Source organism: Priestia aryabhattai, from assembly GCF_023715685.1.
Lineage (GTDB): Bacteria > Bacillota > Bacilli > Bacillales > Bacillaceae_H > Priestia > Priestia aryabhattai_B.
Window position 1 is genome coordinate 1 of the sequence record NZ_JAMBOQ010000019.1, and the last position, 19287, is coordinate 19287.

The window sequence follows — 19287 nt, forward strand, 5'->3', positions numbered from 1 at the left end:
TAAGATCCCTGAAAGATGATCAGGTTGATAGGTCAGAGGTGGAAGCGTGGCGACATGTGTAGCTGACTGATACTAATCGATCGAGGACTTAACCAAACTTTAAAAGCGTAAGCTTTACTCAGCAAACTGTTACCTAGTTTTGAGAGAACAATCTCATATAAATGTCTAGTGATAATGGCAAAGAGGTCACACCCGTTCCCATACCGAACACGGAAGTTAAGCTCTTTAGCGCCGATGGTAGTTGGGACTTTGTCCCTGTGAGAGTAGGACATCGCTAGGCATTTTTATTTTGCTTTTTTTATCATCGCGGGGTGGAGCAGTTCGGTAGCTCGTCGGGCTCATAACCCGAAGGTCGCAGGTTCAAATCCTGTCCCCGCAACCAACATGGTCCCGTGGTGTAGCGGTTAACATGCCTGCCTGTCACGCAGGAGATCGCGGGTTCGATTCCCGTCGGGACCGCCATGTTTTAGAAACGAAACAATGTGTTTCGTCTTTTTTATTGTTTGAACCATTTTTATATAAAACTTTACCGTCCTTAGGAGCAATCCTAAGGAATTTTTTATATACAAAGAAATTTCTTCATGAAATTGCGATGTTAAAGATTGTTGGATTTCTTACTGGATATGTATAGTCCACAACGTTTACAATATATATATACAGATTGAAATGAGGTTCTGAATGAATGAAAGAGATTAACGAATTTACATTTATGTCTACGTCTCCTGATGAAACTAATCAGCTGGCTGCTCGTCTAGCAACTTTATTAGAAGCTGGCGACGTGCTGCTGCTTGAAGGCGGTTTGGGAGCTGGAAAGACAACATTCACGAAAAGTTTAGCTAAAGGATTAGGAATTGAGCGCAATGTGAATAGTCCGACATTTACTATTATTAAAGAATACAAAAGCGGTCGCCTTCCTCTTTATCATATGGATGTGTACCGTCTAGGTGATGAATTTGAAGACCTAGGGTTCGATGAGTATTTTGAAGGAGATGGCGTGACGGTCGTGGAGTGGGCTCATCTTATTGAAGAGCAGCTTCCTAATGAATATATTCAAATCAATATTTATCATGAAAACGAAACGACTCGTAAAATACTTGTAAAAGCGATAGGCAGTCGATACGTTGAAATATGTAAGGAGCTTTTTAAAAGATGAAAATGTTAGCCATTGATACATCCAACTTTGTAATGGGTGTTGCTGTCGTTGAAGAAAACAAAGTAGTTGGAGAAATTATTACGAATCTAAAAAAGAATCACTCAGTTCGTGTGATGAACGCTGTGGAATCTTTGTTAAAAGATTGTGATATTGCGCCAAGCGAGCTAGACCGTATTGGAGTGGCACATGGTCCCGGGTCTTATACAGGTGTACGCATTGGCGTTACCATTGCCAAGACACTTGCTTGGACTTTAAATATTCCTTTAATAGGTGTATCTAGCCTTGAGGCACTAGCAGCAAACGGTCGCTATTTTGATGGATATATTGCTCCGTTATTTGATGCGCGCCGTCAGCAGCTTTATACAGGATTATATGAATGGAATAATGAACGAGGTCTTCTAGAAGTTGAAAGTGATCGACTTGTTATTAATAAGGCCTGGGCAGAACATTTAAAGTCATACAACAAACCTATTTTATTCATAGGCAATGATCTTCCTATGCATGAAGAGGCGTTAAAAGAAGTGTTAGGTGAACAAGCTGTATTTGCTCATGTTCAGCAATTTAATCCAAGACCAAGTGAATTGGCTTTTTTAGGAATGAAGAAAGAGCCGCAGTCTGTGCATACTTTTGTTCCGAACTACATTCGTTTAGCTGAAGCCGAAGCCAACTGGCTTGCTTCACAGCAAAAAGGATAAAAGAAGGTATAACATGAAACTAACAATTAAGTTTCGTTTAATGGAAGTTAAAGATATTGATCAAGTAGTGAAAATCGAAGAGAAGTCTTTTACGACACCTTGGAGTTCAGAAGCGTTTCAAAATGAATTAACCAATAATCAATTTTCAACTTACATTGTGATGGAAGAAGGAGAAAATATTATTGGGTATTGCGGAATGTGGATTGTTATTGACGAAGCACATGTAACCAACATTGCTTTATTGCCAGACTACCGAGGCAAGGGACTCGGTGAATTGCTGTTGAGAAATGTGATGGACGTTCTTCGAAAACTAGGTGCTACGTCAATGACATTAGAAGTTAGGGTATCTAATCATATTGCACAATCATTGTATCAAAAGCTAGGTTTTAAACCTGGAGGTATTCGTAAGAATTATTATTCCGATAACAATGAGGATGCATTAGTTATGTGGGTGAATTTATGAATGAAAATCAATTAATTTTAGCATTAGAAACAAGCTGTGATGAGACAGCCGCAGCCGTTATTCGAAACGGTCATGAAATTGTAGCCAATGTGGTGGCCTCTCAAATAGAAAGCCATAAACGATTTGGCGGTGTCGTACCGGAGATTGCATCTCGTCATCATGTGGAACAAATTACGGTAGTAGTTGAAGAAACTTTAAATCAAGCGAATTTGACGTTTGCAGATATTGATGCAATAGCTGTAACGGAAGGACCAGGGCTTGTGGGAGCACTTCTTATTGGCGTAAATGCAGCCAAAGCGCTAGCATTTGCACATCAAAAGCCATTAATTGGTGTTCATCATATTGCAGGGCATATTTATGCGAATCAACTGATCAAAAAATTAGAATTTCCGCTTTTATCGTTAGTTGTATCTGGAGGGCATACGGAGCTTGTATACATGGAAAGCCATGGTCAGTTTAAAGTTATTGGTGAAACAAGAGATGATGCAGCAGGAGAAGCCTACGATAAAGTGGCCCGCACGTTAAACCTTCCATATCCAGGCGGGCCTCATATTGACCGCCTTGCACATGAAGGGGAGCCGTTAATTGATTTGCCGCGTGCTTGGCTAGAAGAAGGATCATATGATTTTAGTTTCAGTGGGTTAAAATCAGCAGTTATTAACACTGTCCACAACGCGAAGCAAAAAGGTGAAGAGATTCTACCACAAACACTGGCTGCTAGCTTTCAAGCGAGTGTCATTGATGTGTTAGTAACTAAAACAGTTAAAGCTGCAAAGGAATATAACGTTAAGCAAGTTTTATTAGCAGGAGGAGTTGCTGCTAATAAAGGACTTAGAGCAGCGCTAGATGAGACATTTGAACCCCTATCAAATATTGAGCTTATTATTCCACCGCTATCTCTATGTACGGATAATGCTGCAATGATTGGAGCAGCAGCAAGTGTACGATTTGCTCAAGGAAAACGTTCAGATATGTCACTAAATGCAAACCCCGGTTTGGACTTGGAAGAGTAAGAGGCGAATGAGATTTATTTCTCATTCGTCTTTTTTTGTGGATAAAAAATGATTTATCCACAATATTCAATAAATTTAGAATTGGCTGTGGATAATTATGTGGAAAAGTCCGTGTACTTAGTACACGGACCCGTTATCAACAAGTTTTAATTATGAAAATCAGACAGATATACACTATTTATTCACAGAGTGGATAAAGCTTGTCCTAAAGCGCATGAACAAGTAAATAGCATGAATAGATACGAAAAAATATAGGCTATTCTTCTAGAAGCAGCTGTAGTTCTTCCCACTCTTCCATTAATGTGGATAACTGTGAAGAAATTTTTTCATTTTCACCGTTTAATCTTGATACTTCTTGGTGGTTTTGATAAATTTCAGGGGCACAAAGAAGCTCTTCATTCTCCGCTTGTGCGGCTTCTAATTTGTTTATTTCAGTTTCAATTTCTTCAATGCGGCGCGTTCGCTGCCTCATCAATTTCTTTTGTTCTTTATCTTGTTTATAGGACTGTTTATCTACTTTTACCGTACGTTCTTCGTTTGCTTTTAGCTTTTCTAATTCTTTGATTTCCTCTATTTCTGCTTTCTTTTCTACATAATAGTCATAATCTCCAAGAAATTCTTCTACTCCTTCAGGAGATAGCTCTGCTATTTTGTTTGCAATACGATTAATAAAGTAGCGGTCATGTGAAACAAATAATAGAGTCCCTGGGTAATCAATTAACGCATTCTCGAGTACTTGTTTGCTATCTAAATCAAGATGGTTAGTAGGTTCATCTAAAATTAAGAAATTAGCTTTTTGCAGCATAAGCTTCGCAAGAGCCAAACGTGCTTTTTCACCACCGCTAAGCGTCGAAACGATTTTCAGTACATCATCACCTGAAAACAGAAAATTTCCAAGCGCTGTACGAATTTCTTTTTCAGGTTTGGCTGGGTAGTCATCCCAAAGTTCATTTAAAACGGTTTTATTAGACGTTAAATTAGCTTGCTCTTGGTCGTAATAACCAACCATTACATTTGAGCCAAAGGAAATGATTCCAGTCTTGAAGCTGAGTTTATCCACAATACCTTTTAATAAAGTAGATTTTCCAACTCCATTAGGACCAACCAACGCAAGGCTTTCTCCTTTTTTAATGCGAAGGTTTGCCTGCTGGACGACATATTTGTGTTCATCATATCCTATGGACACGTTTTCGAGATTTAAGACTTCATTTCCGCTTTGACGCTCAATTTCAAACGAAAAACTAGCTGATTTTTCACCTTCGTTGGGTCGATTTATTAACTCCATTCGATCGAGCTGTTTACGTCTGCTTTGCGCACGTTTTGTAGTCGATGCGCGGGCGATGTTTCGCTGAATAAAATCATTCAGTTTTGCGACCTCATCCTGCTGCTTTTCGTACTGACGCAATTCTTTTTCATATCGCTCTGCTTTTTGTACAAGGTATTTAGAGTAGTTGCCCGTGTACTTCACCGTTGTTTTTTGTATGACTTCATACACTTGATTTACGACTTTATCAAGGAAGTAACGATCGTGTGAAACGATTAAAATAGCTCCTTCATACCCTTGCAGAAACTGCTCCAGCCATGCTAAAGTTTCAATATCTAAGTGGTTGGTAGGCTCATCCAAAATAAGCAAATCAGGCTTTGTTAAAAGCAGTTTTGCAAGAGCCAAGCGTGTTTTTTGTCCACCGCTCAAGGAAGAAATAGGGGTGCTATAGTCAAAGTTTGAAAAACGGAAACCGTGAAGAATAGATCTTGTATCCGCTTCATATTGATAGCCGCCTAAATCTTTAAACGTTACTTGAAGCTGATCGTACTCTTTGGTTAGTTTTTCGTATTGAACTGAATCATTAAAAATGTCTGGATCACCCATCTTCGTTTCAAGCGTACGTAATTCTTTTTCCATCTTCTTTAACGGAGCAAAGACAGTCATCATTTCTTCCCATATGGAGAGTGTTGACTCAAGAACTGTATCTTGTCCCATATAATCAATGGAAACACCTTTAGGTTTAATAATTTCTCCGCTGTCATAAGAAAGTTGCTCAGCAATAATTTTTAATAAAGTTGATTTACCAGCACCGTTTCGTCCCACTAGGGCAATGCGGTCTTTTGATTGTACTTCTAACTTTATATTCGATAAAATGGGTTCTGCTCCATAGTATTTTGTAATACCGTTCAATTGTAGAATAATCATTTTTTCACCTCTAGTAGTATATCCATAGTGTATTTTAACATATTTTTAACTACAAGTTCTTACTACAAGCGTTTGTAATTTGTAGAGAGACAAGAACAAATGATGAAGAGAATGTTTTGATTCATGAAATAAAATGAGTTTACCTGCACATTTTATACAGGATACTATGTTAAAATAAGAGATAAGTGCATCTCTGAGCTTATATATGATTGATGTAGAAAATCCGTCATGACTAACAAACGGCTCCTTTGAAGGGCTAATTGCTTGGTTCTAGCTACCGACTTTAAGTAGTGCTGGATAGACAAAAGCCATCAAGGTGTGAAACGGAGTATATATATAACAAGAGAAAAGAGAGAGAATTGGAAGCGCTACCTCAAAGCGTTCGATGCTTTGTGAAAGGTAATGCAATATAACTTGAAAATATTAGTAATGACATACATGAACTGAGGGGGTACAACGTGAACACTGAACAATTAAAAATACCACAAGCAACGGCTAAACGATTGCCGCTTTATTATCGTTTTATAAAAAATTTGCATGCTTCTGGTAAACAACGTGTGTCGTCAGCGGAATTAAGTGAAGCAGTGAAAGTTGATTCTGCTACTATTCGTCGGGACTTTTCTTACTTTGGTGCATTAGGAAAAAAAGGATACGGCTATAATGTGAATTATTTACTTACATTTTTTCGTAAAACGTTAGACCAAGACGAAGTAACAAAAGTAGCATTGATTGGTGTAGGGAATCTAGGAACAGCCTTTTTAAATTATAATTTTATTAAAAATAATAACACGAAAATTGAGTGCGCTTTTGATGTGATAGAAGATAAAGTCGGTACGAAAGTAGGCGACGTGCCGGTCTATCATCTTGACCAATTAGAAGATTACATGAGTGATGATATCTCAGTAGCGATTTTAACCGTGCCTGCGACTGTTGCTCAGCAAATTACCGATCGTTTAGTGAACTGTGGAATTAAAGGAATTTTAAACTTCACTCCTGCACGCTTAAACGTACCCGATGAGATTCGACTGCATCATATTGATCTTGCTGTGGAATTACAGTCGCTTGTCTATTTTTTGAAAAATTATCCTGTTGAATAGGATGGACTGTGTTACGATTTCCTTAAGTCTAAATTAATAAGGAGAGTGGGAATATGGGGATTGGAGTAGGCAGTTGGATTATTATTGCTATTGTAGCACTGCTGATTTTTGGACCGAAACGGTTACCGGAGCTAGGAAGATCAGTGGGCCAAACGCTTAGAGAGTTTAAGCATGCCGCTAGCGGTGTGTCCGAGGATTGTGAAAAAGATAAACAACGTCAAGTAGATGACAAAGAGTAAAAGGGTGATCATATTATGACCGAACAAGAAATGTCAATATATGATCATATAGGAGAGCTGCGAAAACGCATTTTAATTGTTTTATTTTTCTTTGTCATTGCCACAGTCGTCGGCTTTTTCATAGCGGATAAGGTAATTGTCTATTTACAGCATGCTGATGAGGCAAAAAATTTAACGATGAATGCATTTAGGTTAACAGATCCAGTCAAGATTTATATGCAATTTGCTGTTATTATCGGCTGTGTACTTGCAGCTCCTGTTGCACTGTATCAACTTTGGGCATTTATTAGTCCTGGTTTATATGAAAAAGAGCGTAAGGTAACGCTTGGATATATTCCTGTTTCCATTTTTCTCTTTATTGGCGGCGTCTCTTTTTCTTATTTTGTGTTGTTTCCATTTGTCGTCGATTTTATGACGCGCGTTTCTGATGAGCTGAATGTAAACCAAGTGATTGGCATTAATGAATACTTTTCTTTTTTAATGCAGCTTACACTGCCATTTGGCTTGTTGTTTCAGCTTCCTGTCGTCGTTATGTTTTTGACGCGATTAGGAATTATAACACCTATGTTTTTATCTCAAATTCGAAAGTATGCCTATTTTGTACTGCTAGTTATTGCTGCGCTCATTACACCACCGGAATTGCTTTCGCATATGATGGTGACAGTGCCGCTCTTAATTTTGTATGAAATTAGCATCATTATTTCCCGCATTTCGTATCGCAAAGTGCTAAAGGCAAGGGCAGAGCAGGAACGAGAAGATGTAAGTATGTAAAAAAACCACTGAAACAGTGGTTTTTTTATTTAGATGAATCATCTTGGTTTTTATATTGCTGCTGCAACTTTTTAATTTTATAGTGCAAGATAAAGATGCGAACGGCAAATCTGAAATCGAATGCGGCTACGAGTGCAAATAAGATTGTGGGGAAATTCCAAACGGTTTCCTGAGCATTTTGAATAGCCAGGTAGGTAAATAAAATCCCCATAATAATATAAATAAACCCTCGTGTTAAAGGGATATTCTTCATAAAAACATGCCTCCAAAAATAAACTGCATTTGTTCTGCTTGTTTTTGCATTTCTGTAATTTTATCTAAAAAGACAGTTTGAGATAAAATTACGATTGTGTTCATCAACACATGAGCAATAATAGGTACAACAATTAGTTTCGTTCTTGCATAAAGGAATGCAAATACAAATCCCATGGCTGTATACACGAGTAAATGTTTGAAATCCCAGTGTACCGCAGCGAAAATAAGGGAACTAATAAATGCAGAGATAAAGAAATTGTATCGTTTGTGAAGAGAGCCGAAAATAATTTTTCGGAAAATAATCTCTTCTAGAATTGGTCCAATAACAGAGGTAACCACAATTAGGAAAGGTGTTGCTTTAACAAGATTAACAATATTTTGTGTGTTTTCAGATACTTGAGTAATGCCAAGAGCGTGCTCAACCATACCTGCTACAGCTTGACCAGCCATAGCCAGAAACACACCAAGGACTGACCAGACAACAGCAATCGTTTTTCCAGCATGTTCAATACGCATGGACATGTCACGGCGCAGCAGCAGTAAGACAATAAGTAAACCAAGGATAAAGCTAATGATGGTCCAATAAGTCAAAAGCATGACATTCGCTGTCCGAACTGGATATTGATCAAACATTCCTGTTAACTTTAACAGCGGTATACCAACAACTCCTGAAAACTGCATAAGGATGTAGGTGAGGATAACATACCAATAACGTTTTTCCAATCTTCTATACTCCTTTAAAAGGTTTTTATGTATATATGTCGAAGAAGTACTGTAAAGTTAGTAATTTCTTCTTGCTCGTATTGTAACATACATATTATTGAACAGAGAAAAGAATGCTTTATTTCTCAAAATCGTCGAAATCTAAGGCTATTATATGTAGTTTTCGTAAATTTTAAATTTTTTTTGTTTAATACTTGCAAAAAAAACCCACTTTGTTTTAATATAATAATTGTGTTAGCACTCGTTGAGGTTGAGTGCTAATAAAAATGCAAACATATTATTTGAGGAGGTTGTTTCACTTGTTAAAGCCATTAGGTGATCGCGTAGTGATTGAACTTGTAAAATCTGAGGAAAAAACAGCAAGCGGTATCGTATTACCGGACAGTGCAAAAGAAAAACCGCAAGAGGGTAAAATTGTTGCTGTTGGTACTGGCCGAGTATTAGAAAGCGGTGAGCGTGTAGCTTTAGAAGTAGCTGCAGGCGATCGTATCATCTTCTCAAAATATGCGGGTACTGAAGTGAAATATGAAGGTACTGAATACTTAATTTTACGCGAAAGCGACATTTTAGCTGTAATCGGCTAATTTTAACCACAAACTTATCATACGTAAAAAATAGATTATTAAGAACATCTTGAGGAGGTCAAAGAACATGGCAAAAGACATTAAATTTAGCGAAGAAGCACGTCGCGCAATGCTACGTGGTGTAGATACATTAGCAAATGCGGTAAAAGTAACGCTTGGACCAAAAGGTCGTAACGTTGTATTAGAAAAGAAGTTCGGTTCACCGCTTATTACAAATGACGGTGTAACAATTGCAAAAGAAATCGAATTAGAAGATGCATTTGAAAATATGGGTGCTAAATTAGTAGCTGAAGTTGCTAGCAAAACAAACGACGTTGCTGGTGACGGTACAACTACTGCGACAGTTTTAGCACAAGCAATGATTAGAGAAGGTCTTAAAAACGTAACGGCTGGCGCTAACCCAATGGGTATCCGTAAAGGTATGGAAAAGGCAGTAGCTGTAGCGGTTGAAGAACTAAAAGCAATTTCTAAGCCAATTCAAGGTAAAGATTCAATTGCTCAAGTAGCGGCTATCTCAGCAGCTGACGAAGAAGTAGGTCAACTAATCGCTGAAGCAATGGAGCGCGTTGGTAACGACGGCGTTATCACACTTGAAGAATCAAAAGGTTTCACAACTGAATTAGAAGTTGTAGAAGGTATGCAGTTTGACCGTGGATATGCGTCTCCTTACATGGTAACTGATTCAGATAAAATGGAAGCTGTATTAGATGATCCATACATCTTAATCACAGACAAAAAAATCGGTAACATTCAAGAAATCTTACCGGTATTAGAGCAAGTTGTTCAACAAGGCAAGCCTCTATTAATCATTGCTGAAGACGTAGAAGGTGAAGCTCTAGCAACATTAGTTGTGAACAAACTTCGCGGTACATTCACAGCTGTAGCAGTTAAAGCTCCTGGTTTTGGTGATCGTCGTAAAGCAATGCTACAAGACGTTGCTATCCTAACAGGCGGAGAAGTAATCACTGAAGAGCTTGGTCTTGACTTGAAAACTGCAAGCATCGATCAACTAGGTCGCGCTTCTAAAATTGTTGTAACAAAAGAAAATACAACAGTTGTAAACGGTGCAGGAAACGCAGAAGATATCCTAGCACGCGTAAACCAAATCAAAGCTCAGCTTGAAGAAACAACTTCAGAGTTTGACCGTGAAAAATTACAAGAGCGCTTAGCAAAACTTGCTGGTGGCGTAGCTGTAATTAAAGTTGGTGCGGCAACTGAAACTGAGTTAAAAGAACGTAAACTACGTATTGAAGATGCATTAAACTCTACGCGTGCTGCGGTTGAAGAAGGTATCGTAGCTGGTGGCGGTACTGCATTAGTAAATATCTATAATAAAGTAGCAAGCATTGAAGCTGACGGTGACACTGCTACAGGTATCAACATCGTATTACGTGCGATTGAAGAGCCTGTACGTCAAATCGCTCACAATGCTGGTTTAGAAGGATCAGTAATCGTTGAGCGTCTAAAAGGCGAAGCAGTTGGAACTGGATTCAACGCTGCAACTGGCGAGTGGGTAAATATGCTAGACACTGGTATCGTTGACCCAACAAAAGTAACGCGTTCAGCTCTTCAAAATGCTTCTTCTGTAGCGGCTATGTTCTTAACAACTGAAGCAGTTGTTGCTGACAAGCCAGAAGAAAATTCAGCACCTGCAATGCCTGACATGGGCGGCATGGGTGGAATGGGCGGCATGATGTAATCACTGCCCTACCTAAAAAAGCGACCAAGTACTCACTTGGTCGCTTTTTTGTGTGCGTTAATATTTTCAGATTTTTTTAAAATTTGTTAAGATAGTACTATGTTTATTGGAAAACTTACTAAACTCAAGGCTTAACTGAGTTTTAAGGGGGAGCTTCGTTGATTCAGCTGGATCATATTAATAGTAAATTAAACCAAGTATTAGAGAACATCGATCAAATTGTGATTGGAAAACGTCAGGTATCTACGTTGAGTTTAGTTGCTTTGCTTGCGGAGGGGCATATTTTGCTTGAAGATGTGCCGGGTGTGGGAAAAACGATGCTAGTGAAAGCACTGGCCAAATCGATTGATGCGGAATTTAAACGAATTCAATTCACGCCTGATTTACTGCCATCCGATGTAACAGGTGTTTCTATTTACAGTCCCAAGGACATGGAATTTCATTTTCGTCCAGGCCCTATCATGAGCCATATTGTACTCGCTGATGAGATTAACAGGACTTCTCCTAAAACACAGTCGGCGCTTTTAGAAGCAATGGCTGAGCATCATGTAACAACCGATGGTATCACTCGAGAAATTCCAGCGCCTTTTTTTGTGATGGCTACTCAAAATCCTGTTGATTTTGATGGAACCTATCATTTGCCGGAAGCGCAGCTGGATCGTTTTTTATTTAAATTAAGCATGGGGTATCCTACGCAAGAAGAGGAGCTTCAAATTTTAAATGGCGTATCCACCCAAATCAATCTTGAAGATGTCAAACCCGTCATGAGCATTCCAGAATTAGTACAGGCTCAAAAAGCGGTAAGCAGTATTTATGTAGATGATACAATCAAATACTATATCATTGAAATCATTCGTAAAACGCGCTCTCATCCACATGTTTCGTTAGGTATCAGTCCTCGTGGAACAGTTTCCTTTATGAAGGCCGTTCAAGCATATGCGTTAGTAAAGGGAAGAGATTACTGTATTCCTGATGATGTTCAAGAGCTTGCTTCGTATGTGTGTGCACATCGACTAACTCTAAGACCTGATACTCAGTACAGCGGCTTAACACCGAGTGATGTGATGAAGCAAATTATGGCTGATACGAAAGTACCTGTTAAAAGGTAAGAGGATACTTTATGAAACAGTATATAAAAGTAATATGGAATAAAGGTAGAGAGTGGTTTGTTTTATTCTGCATCTTTGCTGCTACGTTTTCTTACGCCATGTTTCAAGGAGGTTTTGTCAGCTGGTTTTTATTTTATAGCTTCTTACCTTTTGGGTTATATGCGGTAGCTGTTTTGCTTTATCCGTTGAAGAAGTGGAATGTTACTCGTGAGATGAAGCTAAAGCCTCGATTCGCTGGAGATTATCTTTCGTATGACATTCACATTACACGCCCTTCGGCTTTTCCTGTTTATATGGCAGCAGTGAAAGAAGAGAGCAACATTTTAGATCAAGAAGAAAGAACGATTTATCCGCTTTTTGAGCGAAACGTTGTTATTCCGTACGAAAAATCTTTTGTAGAAAGAGGAGAATATGAATTTTTTACCGTTTCGATTGAAATTAGTGATTTATTAGGAATTGTAAAAAAGAAGGCGTATTATCCACTGAAGCAGCGGTTTATCGTTTATCCTCAGATTTATGAGATAGATATCCCGTTTCTTTTAGCAGGAATAGAAGAAGGGAAAAATGAAGTTTCGACGGGAAATCAATCTACCACGTTAGTGACAGGTATTAGAGAGTATCAGCCCGGTGACCGATTAGGATCTATCGATTGGAAGGCGACGGCTCGTAAAGCTACGTTGATTTCTAAAGAGTTCGGTCACTATCATGAACGAAGTATGATTATCATTGCAGATGTTATGACCTCTCTATATTTTGAAGAGCGAATGAGCTTTCTGGCATCTATGCTCATTCATGAAGAAATCAAACGTAAAAAAGTCGATTTTCTTTTAGCTGGAGATGCTCTTTTTTCGCAGAAAATCTCTGAACAAAATGAGTCTGATAACCTGTTGCATCACTTAGCACGTGCAAAGCCTATTAGCAATCGAACATTCGAAGTAGAAGTTAAGAACATTGCCATTCAAAAGCAGCATTCTTTTATGGTAATTGTCAGTCAAGTTACAGGGACTCTTATTGGGCATATTCAATCTAAGCTGAGACCTCATGCTAAGGCATCACTAATTGTCGTTAAAGATGAAGGGGCAGGGCTTAGTGATGAAGAGACAATTATTGTAAATGGAATACAATCTTCTGCTTTAACGATTGAAGTCGTTAATATTCATCTCCCTCTATCATCTAAGGAAGTGAGGGCGGAAATAAGTGAATAAATCAGCTTGGTATGTAAAAAACATCTTATTGTACGCGGGAGCTTTCTTTTTATTAGTGGAATGGCTGCTCCCTTTAAATGAAGTCACTGATACGAATCAAATTCATTACTTTATTTTGTTTGTTGCTTACTGTTTTTTGGGCTTAACGTTTCGATTGCCGTTTATTGTGATGACGTTAGGAAGCATGTTGTTTATTTTGTTTTCACTTCACAACCTCTATTTCCAAGGGGCTTTCTTTTCTTCGGAATGGCTTCCGAGACTGCTGGAAATTCTTCAGTCAGATGTACAAAGTATCATGGAGTGGAATATAGCCAATTTATCATTTGAAATGAGGAGCACCTTGTTTTTTGTGCTGCTGTGGATTATGGCTTATTTAATTCGATACTGGATCTTTTATCAAAAAAGAATTTTCTTCTTTTTCTTCTTAACCATTTTGTACATTACCGTGTTGGATACATTCTCTACTTACGATGCCGGAGCTGCTATTATTCGCGTAACGATTATAGGATTTTTATTAGTAGCAATGCTTCGCATAAATCCTGAACGCATAAAAGCTGCGAGCACTGAGCGTTTAGAAAATAGAAAACGATCGTTTCTTTTTTTAGGCAGCTTTTTAGCTATCGTCATTGTGCTGGCTTATCTCGCTCCTAAACCAGGGCCGCAGTGGCCGGATCCTGTACCTTTTATTGCAGCGCACACAACAAATCAAGGGCAGGGAGAATCTGCAAGCGGTCAACGAATTGGCTATGATATGGATGATTCTAAATTGGGTGGATCTTTTGTAAATGATGATACGGTTGTATTTACAGCCAAAGTAGAGGATGAGCACTATTGGCGTATTGAAACGAAGGATGTTTATACAGGTAAGGGGTGGGAGCTGTCTAAAGAGGAACAGAAAGTGCCTTTCAAAGGAAATGAAAACTTACTCCCTCAATATGACTCAAGTGTAGCAGGACAAGTAAGAAAAGCAGAAGTTACCTATTCGCAGCCTTCTGTTCATCTTATGCACGTTCCTCAACTGCTATCTCTAACCTTGAAAAATGGCATTCAAACCGATGTTACACCGACAAATGAAAAATTATATCCTTATCAAAATGATAAACTTGTTACTGTTCAATCGTATGAGCTGACGTATAAGTATCCTCTGTTTGATATTGGGCTTCTTCAGCAAGCAGAGGAGAAAAAGCCAGAGAGTCTAGAGAATAATAACGAATTTGTAGCAAGATATACCCAACTTCCTACTAATTTGCCCAAACGAGTAAAGGATTTAGCTCGTGAGATAATAAAAAATAAAAACAATCGCTATGAAAAAGCGAAAGCCGTTGAAGAATATTTTCGTTCAAATCCATATGTATATGATACTGAAAATGTTCCAATTCCTACGAAGAATAAAGATTATGTTGATCAATTTCTATTTGATACAAAAAGAGGGTACTGTGATAACTTCTCTACTTCTATGGTCGTGCTGCTTCGTTCATTAGATATTCCTGCTAGGTGGGTAAAGGGCTACACGGAAGGTGATGCCACCGTTATTTCAGGAAGTAGTAAGTGGACAACCTATGAAGTTACACAAAACAATGCTCATTCTTGGGTAGAAGTATATTTTCCAGGAGCGGGTTGGGTACCTTTTGAACCAACAAAAAGTTTTTCTAATCCGTATGATTTTGTAGATAGTCAACCTAACAACTCTAGTGAAAATAGTCAAAAAGAAGAAGAGAAAAAAGAAACGCAAGTGAAGGAGAAGCCTAAGGAAAAAGAGCTTCCCGAACAAGAAGAAAGAGAGAAAGAAAAAACAGCTTCTCTTCAAAATGCTAAGTTGTCTACGAAGTGGAAAGTGCTTTTCTACGGACTGATTGTAGTTATGTTAATAGTAATATATCTCAATCGATTTAAATGTTTTTTACCTTTTTATATCTCTTTTTATAAAAAGAAAGAAGAACCGAAAACCTTTGAATCAGCGTATGCTTTTTTACTTGAAAGACTCGCTGCAAATGGACTAAAGCGCCAAGAAAGTCAAACGCTTCGCGACTTTGCAGGAGAAGTAGACGAAAAATTAAATACGGTAAATATGCTAAAATTAACGGAAAAATACGAGCGGGTTTTATATCGAAATACAGATTCCATAAGAGAATGGAAAGAGTCGATTGAATTGTGGGAAAATTTAATCAAAAAAACGAGTTCTTGACCATTGTTTCGCGGATTGATAGAATATTCTCGAACTTAGTATAAATGTTTTGTATACCTTCATATATCCTCGATAATATGGTTCGAGAGTCTCTACCTGGTCACCTTAAACGATCTGACTATGAAGGCAGAACAGTCTATTTGACGATAAACGTCGTGCTCAACTAGACTTCTGCCTTTGTTTTTTGAGGGAGAAGTCTAGTTTTTTTTATATTTTAGGGCATAATAACAAGTGATTATTTACACATTCGGAGAGGTGAACAAGATGGAAGGCATGATTGTTGTATTAGATTTTGGTAGTCAATATAACCAACTGATTACGCGTCGCATTCGCGAGTTCGGAGTATATAGTGAATTGCATCCGCACACAATTACAGCAGAAGAGATTAAAGCATTAAATCCAAAGGGAATTATTTTCTCTGGAGGCCCAAACAGTGTATACGGTGAAAACGCATTTCACTGCGATGAAAACATTTTTGAATTAGGTATTCCTGTTTTAGGTATTTGTTATGGAATGCAATTAATGACTCATCATTTTGGCGGGAAGGTAGAAGGCGCTAGCCATCGTGAATATGGTAAAGCAGCGATTAACGTACAAAACGATTCATTAATGTACCATGAGTTGCCAAAAGAACAAGTTGTTTGGATGAGTCACGGTGATTTAGTTGTAGAAACACCAGCTGGTTTTGAAGTGGACGCAACTAGCCCATCTTGTCCAATTGCCGCAATGAGTAACAAAGAAAAGAATATGTACGGAGTGCAGTTCCATCCAGAAGTTCGCCATTCAGTGCACGGTAACCATATCTTAAAGAACTTCGTGTTTGAAGTATGTGATGCCGAAGCAAACTGGTCAATCGAGAACTTCATTGAAATTGAAATGGATAAAATCCGTGAAACAGTTGGAGATAGAAAAGTACTTTGCGCACTTAGCGGTGGAGTAGATTCTTCAGTAGTAGCTGTATTAATTCATAAAGCAATTGGTGATCAGTTAACATGTATGTTCGTAGATCACGGTTTATTACGTAAAGGTGAAGCGGAAAGCGTAATGGAAACATTCAGCGAAGGCTTTAATATGAACGTAATTAAAATTGATGCTAAAGATCGCTTCTTAGAAAAATTAAGCGGCGTATCAGATCCTGAACAAAAGCGTAAAATCATCGGTAATGAATTTATTTATGTATTCGATGACGAAGCTGCTAAATTAGAAGGGTTTGATTTCTTAGCTCAAGGTACGCTATACACAGATATTATCGAGAGTGGGACAGCTACAGCCCAAACGATCAAATCTCACCACAACGTAGGTGGATTACCGGAAGATATGCAGTTCAAACTAATCGAACCGTTAAATACGCTATTTAAAGATGAAGTACGTGCATTAGGTTCTGAATTAGGTATTCCTGATAACATCGTTTGGCGTCAGCCTTTCCCAGGACCAGGTTTAGGAATTCGTGTACTTGGTGCAATTACGGAAGAGAAATTAGAAATTGTACGCGAGTCGGATGCTATTTTACGTGAAGAGATTGCAAAGGCAGACTTAGAGCGTGATATCTGGCAATACTTTACGGTTCTTCCTGACATCCGTAGTGTAGGTGTAATGGGAGATGCTCGTACGTATGATTACACAATCGGTATTCGTGCTGTTACATCGATTGATGGTATGACTTCTGACTGGGCGCGTATTCCTTGGGATGTGCTTGAAGTTATCTCAACGCGTATTGTAAACGAAGTTAAGCATATTAACCGTGTAGTGTATGATATTACAAGTAAGCCACCTGCAACAATTGAATGGGAATAATATGTAAGAAAACCGAACAAACGAACATTCTTTTATAAGAATGTTCGTTTTTTGTTGACTTTTTTAAAAAGTTAATGGTAGGATAGTAACATAAAACAGCGAGATATAGCTTTAATGTCGTATAATCTTGGGGATAAGGCCCAAAAGTTTCTACCGAGCTACCGTAAATGGCTTGACTACGAGAAAGTAATACATGTATGTGTAAAAATCTTTTGTTTTTTGGCTCATACATTTCTCTTTTAGTCGATTTTATGCCTTTACGCGCCATAGTGTAGAGGCATTTTTTATGGCTTGCCTAAGGGCACGCGGCTTCTATAAAGGGAGGAAAAAACGTGAAGAAGTATTTTCGTTTTGAAGAGCTGGGTACTAGCTATCGAAAAGAGTTTATAGCTGGCCTTACAACTTTTCTATCTATGGCTTACATTTTATTTGTTAATCCATCTGTGCTATCACTAAGTGATGTAAAGGATCTACCTGACAGTATGAGAATGGACCAAGGTGCTGTATTTACAGCTACTGCTTTAGCGGCAGCTTTGGGATCAATTGTTATGGGAGTGCTTGGTAGATATCCAATTTCATTAGCTCCAGGTATGGGATTAAACGCATTTTTTGCTTATACAGTTGTTCTGACAATGGGAATTCCGTGGCAGACGGCTTTAACGGGTGTTATGATATCAGGTGTTATTTTTATTCTTTTAACATTAACAAGCCTGCGAGAAAAAATTATTAATTCTATTCCTATTGAATTAAAAATGGCTGTTGGAGCAGGTATTGGTTTATTTATTAGTTTTATTGGTATGAAAGGTGCTGGAATCATTGTCAAAGATGATGCCACATTTGTTGGACTGGGTGATTTAACTAACCCAACAACGTTACTTGCGGTTTTTGGTATTGTAATTACTATTGTATTAATGGTGCTTCGAGTAAATGCAGCTGTATTTATCGGTATGATTGTAACGGCTGTAGCGGGTATGGCTTTTGGTTTAATTGATACACCTAAAGCAGTTGTTTCATCAGTTCCTAGTCTTGACCCGACGTTTGGCGCAGCTTTTCAAAATATCGGTGATATCTTTACTGTAAAGATGCTAGTCGTCATTTTAACTTTCTTATTCGTTGACTTCTTCGATACAGCAGGTACGATGGTTGCTGTAGCGAGTCAGGCTGGGCTTATGAAAGATAATAAGCTTCCGCGAGCGGGCAGAGCTTTATTGGCAGATTCTAGTGCGATCGTAGTTGGAGCTGTTCTTGGTACATCATCAACAACAGCTTATGTAGAGTCTACGGCTGGAGTAGCAGCGGGCGGACGTTCAGGATTTACTGCAATCGTAACGGCGGCGTTTTTCTTAGTTGCACTGTTCTTTTCTCCGTTGTTAGCGGTCGTAACACCAGCTGTTACTGCGCCAGCTTTAATTACGGTAGGAGCTCTGATGGTGTCAAATTTAGGAGAAATTAATTGGAAAGAGTTCGAAGTAGCAGTTCCTGCATTTTTCACGGTGATTATGATGCCATTAACATACAGTATTGCAACAGGTATTGCGGTTGGCTTTATCTTTTACCCTATTACAATGTTATGTAGCAAGCGTGGAAAAGAAGTTCATCCAATTATGTATGCTCTCTGTATCATCTTCATACTCTATTTTGCGTTCTTAGCAGAATAGTTTAAATAAAAAAGCTCAGTTTAATGACTGGGCTTTTTTTTTATGGTAAGATAAGAAAACTGCATAGCGGCTAGATTGCTATTGTAATAGAGATTACTCAATCCTTTTGCTGAAGGTTTACTTCATTAACTTTTTTATTTATAAAGTTTTTTAGAAAAACGATTGACTCCGTATATTATATATGGTAAATTATTAAATGTCGCTGATGAACAGCGCGGTTGAGAGAAACATCTTGAAAAAAGATGTTGACATCAAATTGATAGAATGTTATACTGATAAAGTTGCTTAAGAGCAACGGTTGAACTTTGAAAACTGAACAAAGCGACAAACGTCAACGTTAATTTTTTTATTTTATATGAGCAATCAAACATTTCTTCGGAGAGTTTGATCCTGGCTCAGGATGAACGCTGGCGGCGTGCCTAATACATGCAAGTCGAGCGAACTGATTAGAAG

Annotated in this window: 17 protein-coding genes, 2 tRNA genes, 3 rRNA genes and 2 riboswitches; of the genes, 19 read left to right on the forward strand and 3 right to left on the reverse strand. The window is 38.3% G+C overall.

Going from position 1 to position 19287, the window contains the following annotated elements; all coding sequences use genetic code 11:
• The 8 genes from M3225_RS28150 to tsaD all read left to right on the forward strand — a co-directional run.
• Positions 1–96, forward strand: a 23S ribosomal RNA gene (locus M3225_RS28150); the annotation flags it as partial.
• A 68-nt stretch (positions 97–164) separates the two neighbouring features.
• A 5S ribosomal RNA gene (gene rrf / locus M3225_RS28155) occupies positions 165–280 on the forward strand.
• Between the two features lie 25 nt (positions 281–305).
• Positions 306–382 (forward strand) — tRNA-Met (locus M3225_RS28160).
• A gap of 4 nt (positions 383–386) precedes the next feature.
• Positions 387–462: transfer RNA gene (locus M3225_RS28165), tRNA-Asp, on the forward strand.
• A 220-nt stretch (positions 463–682) separates the two neighbouring features.
• Positions 683–1153: a tRNA (adenosine(37)-N6)-threonylcarbamoyltransferase complex ATPase subunit type 1 TsaE gene (gene tsaE / locus M3225_RS28170; RefSeq protein WP_251400564.1), complete on the forward strand. Its 471-nt coding sequence runs from the start codon at positions 683–685 to the stop codon at positions 1151–1153.
• Entirely contained in the window at positions 1150–1848 is a 699-nt protein-coding gene (tsaB, locus tag M3225_RS28175) for a tRNA (adenosine(37)-N6)-threonylcarbamoyltransferase complex dimerization subunit type 1 TsaB (RefSeq protein WP_251400570.1), read from the forward strand. Before tsaE ends, tsaB begins: the two co-directional genes overlap by 4 nt.
• A 13-nt stretch (positions 1849–1861) precedes the next feature.
• The gene (gene rimI / locus M3225_RS28180; protein ID WP_251400575.1) at positions 1862–2311 is read left to right on the forward strand and encodes a ribosomal protein S18-alanine N-acetyltransferase; all 450 of its coding nucleotides are present in this window, start codon (positions 1862–1864) and stop codon (positions 2309–2311) included.
• Positions 2308–3324: a tRNA (adenosine(37)-N6)-threonylcarbamoyltransferase complex transferase subunit TsaD gene (gene tsaD / locus M3225_RS28185; protein WP_251400603.1), complete on the forward strand. Its 1017-nt coding sequence runs from the start codon at positions 2308–2310 to the stop codon at positions 3322–3324. The genes rimI and tsaD overlap by 4 nt, the downstream gene beginning before the upstream one ends.
• A gap of 256 nt (positions 3325–3580) precedes the next feature.
• On the opposite strand, the gene M3225_RS28190 is transcribed toward tsaD, so the two are convergent.
• Positions 3581–5515 (reverse strand): ABC-F family ATP-binding cassette domain-containing protein, encoded by a 1935-nt coding sequence (locus M3225_RS28190; RefSeq protein ID WP_251400577.1) that lies wholly within the window; start codon positions 5513–5515, stop codon positions 3581–3583.
• Between the two features lie 458 nt (positions 5516–5973).
• Between M3225_RS28190 and M3225_RS28195 the strand changes: the two genes are divergently transcribed.
• From M3225_RS28195 to tatC, 3 genes are read left to right on the forward strand one after another with little or no spacing between them, the layout of a single operon-like run.
• Positions 5974–6612: a redox-sensing transcriptional repressor Rex gene (locus M3225_RS28195; RefSeq protein WP_251400579.1), complete on the forward strand. Its 639-nt coding sequence runs from the start codon at positions 5974–5976 to the stop codon at positions 6610–6612.
• A gap of 53 nt (positions 6613–6665) precedes the next feature.
• Entirely contained in the window at positions 6666–6851 is a 186-nt protein-coding gene (gene tatA / locus M3225_RS28200; protein WP_251400581.1) for a twin-arginine translocase TatA/TatE family subunit, read from the forward strand.
• Positions 6852–6866: 15 nt separating this feature from the next.
• Positions 6867–7622 (forward strand): twin-arginine translocase subunit TatC, encoded by a 756-nt coding sequence (gene tatC / locus M3225_RS28205; RefSeq protein ID WP_251400583.1) that lies wholly within the window; start codon positions 6867–6869, stop codon positions 7620–7622.
• 25 nt (positions 7623–7647) lie between these two features.
• On the opposite strand, the gene M3225_RS28210 is transcribed toward tatC, so the two are convergent.
• Together M3225_RS28210 and M3225_RS28215 are read right to left on the reverse strand one after the other, a co-directional pair.
• A complete protein-coding gene (locus M3225_RS28210; protein WP_013055024.1) occupies positions 7648–7875 on the reverse strand; it encodes a YdiK family protein in 228 nt (75 codons plus the stop codon).
• Positions 7872–8600, reverse strand: coding sequence for a CPBP family intramembrane glutamic endopeptidase (locus tag M3225_RS28215; RefSeq protein ID WP_251400585.1), 729 nt, complete (start codon positions 8598–8600; stop codon positions 7872–7874). The genes M3225_RS28210 and M3225_RS28215 overlap by 4 nt, the downstream gene beginning before the upstream one ends.
• Positions 8601–8899: 299 nt before the next feature.
• Here M3225_RS28215 and groES point away from each other — a divergent pair, with 299 nt between their 5' ends.
• From groES to M3225_RS28255, 8 genes are all read left to right on the forward strand, one after another.
• Positions 8900–9184 (forward strand): co-chaperone GroES, encoded by a 285-nt coding sequence (gene groES, locus M3225_RS28220; protein WP_013055026.1) that lies wholly within the window; start codon positions 8900–8902, stop codon positions 9182–9184.
• Between the two features lie 67 nt (positions 9185–9251).
• Positions 9252–10883 (forward strand): chaperonin GroEL, encoded by a 1632-nt coding sequence (gene groL, locus M3225_RS28225; RefSeq protein ID WP_251400587.1) that lies wholly within the window; start codon positions 9252–9254, stop codon positions 10881–10883.
• 158 nt (positions 10884–11041) lie between these two features.
• Positions 11042–11992: an AAA family ATPase gene (locus tag M3225_RS28230; RefSeq protein WP_251400590.1), complete on the forward strand. Its 951-nt coding sequence runs from the start codon at positions 11042–11044 to the stop codon at positions 11990–11992.
• Positions 11993–12003: 11 nt separating this feature from the next.
• Positions 12004–13197 carry a DUF58 domain-containing protein gene (locus M3225_RS28235; protein WP_251400592.1) on the forward strand — a complete coding sequence of 398 codons (1194 nt, stop codon included), beginning with the start codon at positions 12004–12006 and terminating at the stop codon, positions 13195–13197.
• Positions 13190–15382, forward strand: coding sequence for a transglutaminase TgpA family protein (locus tag M3225_RS28240; RefSeq protein ID WP_251400596.1), 2193 nt, complete (start codon positions 13190–13192; stop codon positions 15380–15382). The genes M3225_RS28235 and M3225_RS28240 overlap by 8 nt, the downstream gene beginning before the upstream one ends.
• Before the next feature lie 39 nt (positions 15383–15421).
• Positions 15422–15523, forward strand: a riboswitch (purine riboswitch).
• Positions 15524–15646: 123 nt separating this feature from the next.
• Complete coding sequence (gene guaA / locus M3225_RS28245; protein WP_251400601.1) at positions 15647–17176, forward strand: glutamine-hydrolyzing GMP synthase; 1530 nt, start codon at positions 15647–15649, stop codon at positions 17174–17176.
• Between the two features lie 97 nt (positions 17177–17273).
• A riboswitch (purine riboswitch) is annotated at positions 17274–17375 on the forward strand.
• A 133-nt stretch (positions 17376–17508) separates the two neighbouring features.
• The gene (locus M3225_RS28250; protein WP_013055032.1) at positions 17509–18834 is read left to right on the forward strand and encodes an NCS2 family permease; all 1326 of its coding nucleotides are present in this window, start codon (positions 17509–17511) and stop codon (positions 18832–18834) included.
• 372 nt (positions 18835–19206) lie between these two features.
• Positions 19207–19287, forward strand: a 16S ribosomal RNA gene (locus M3225_RS28255); the annotation flags it as partial.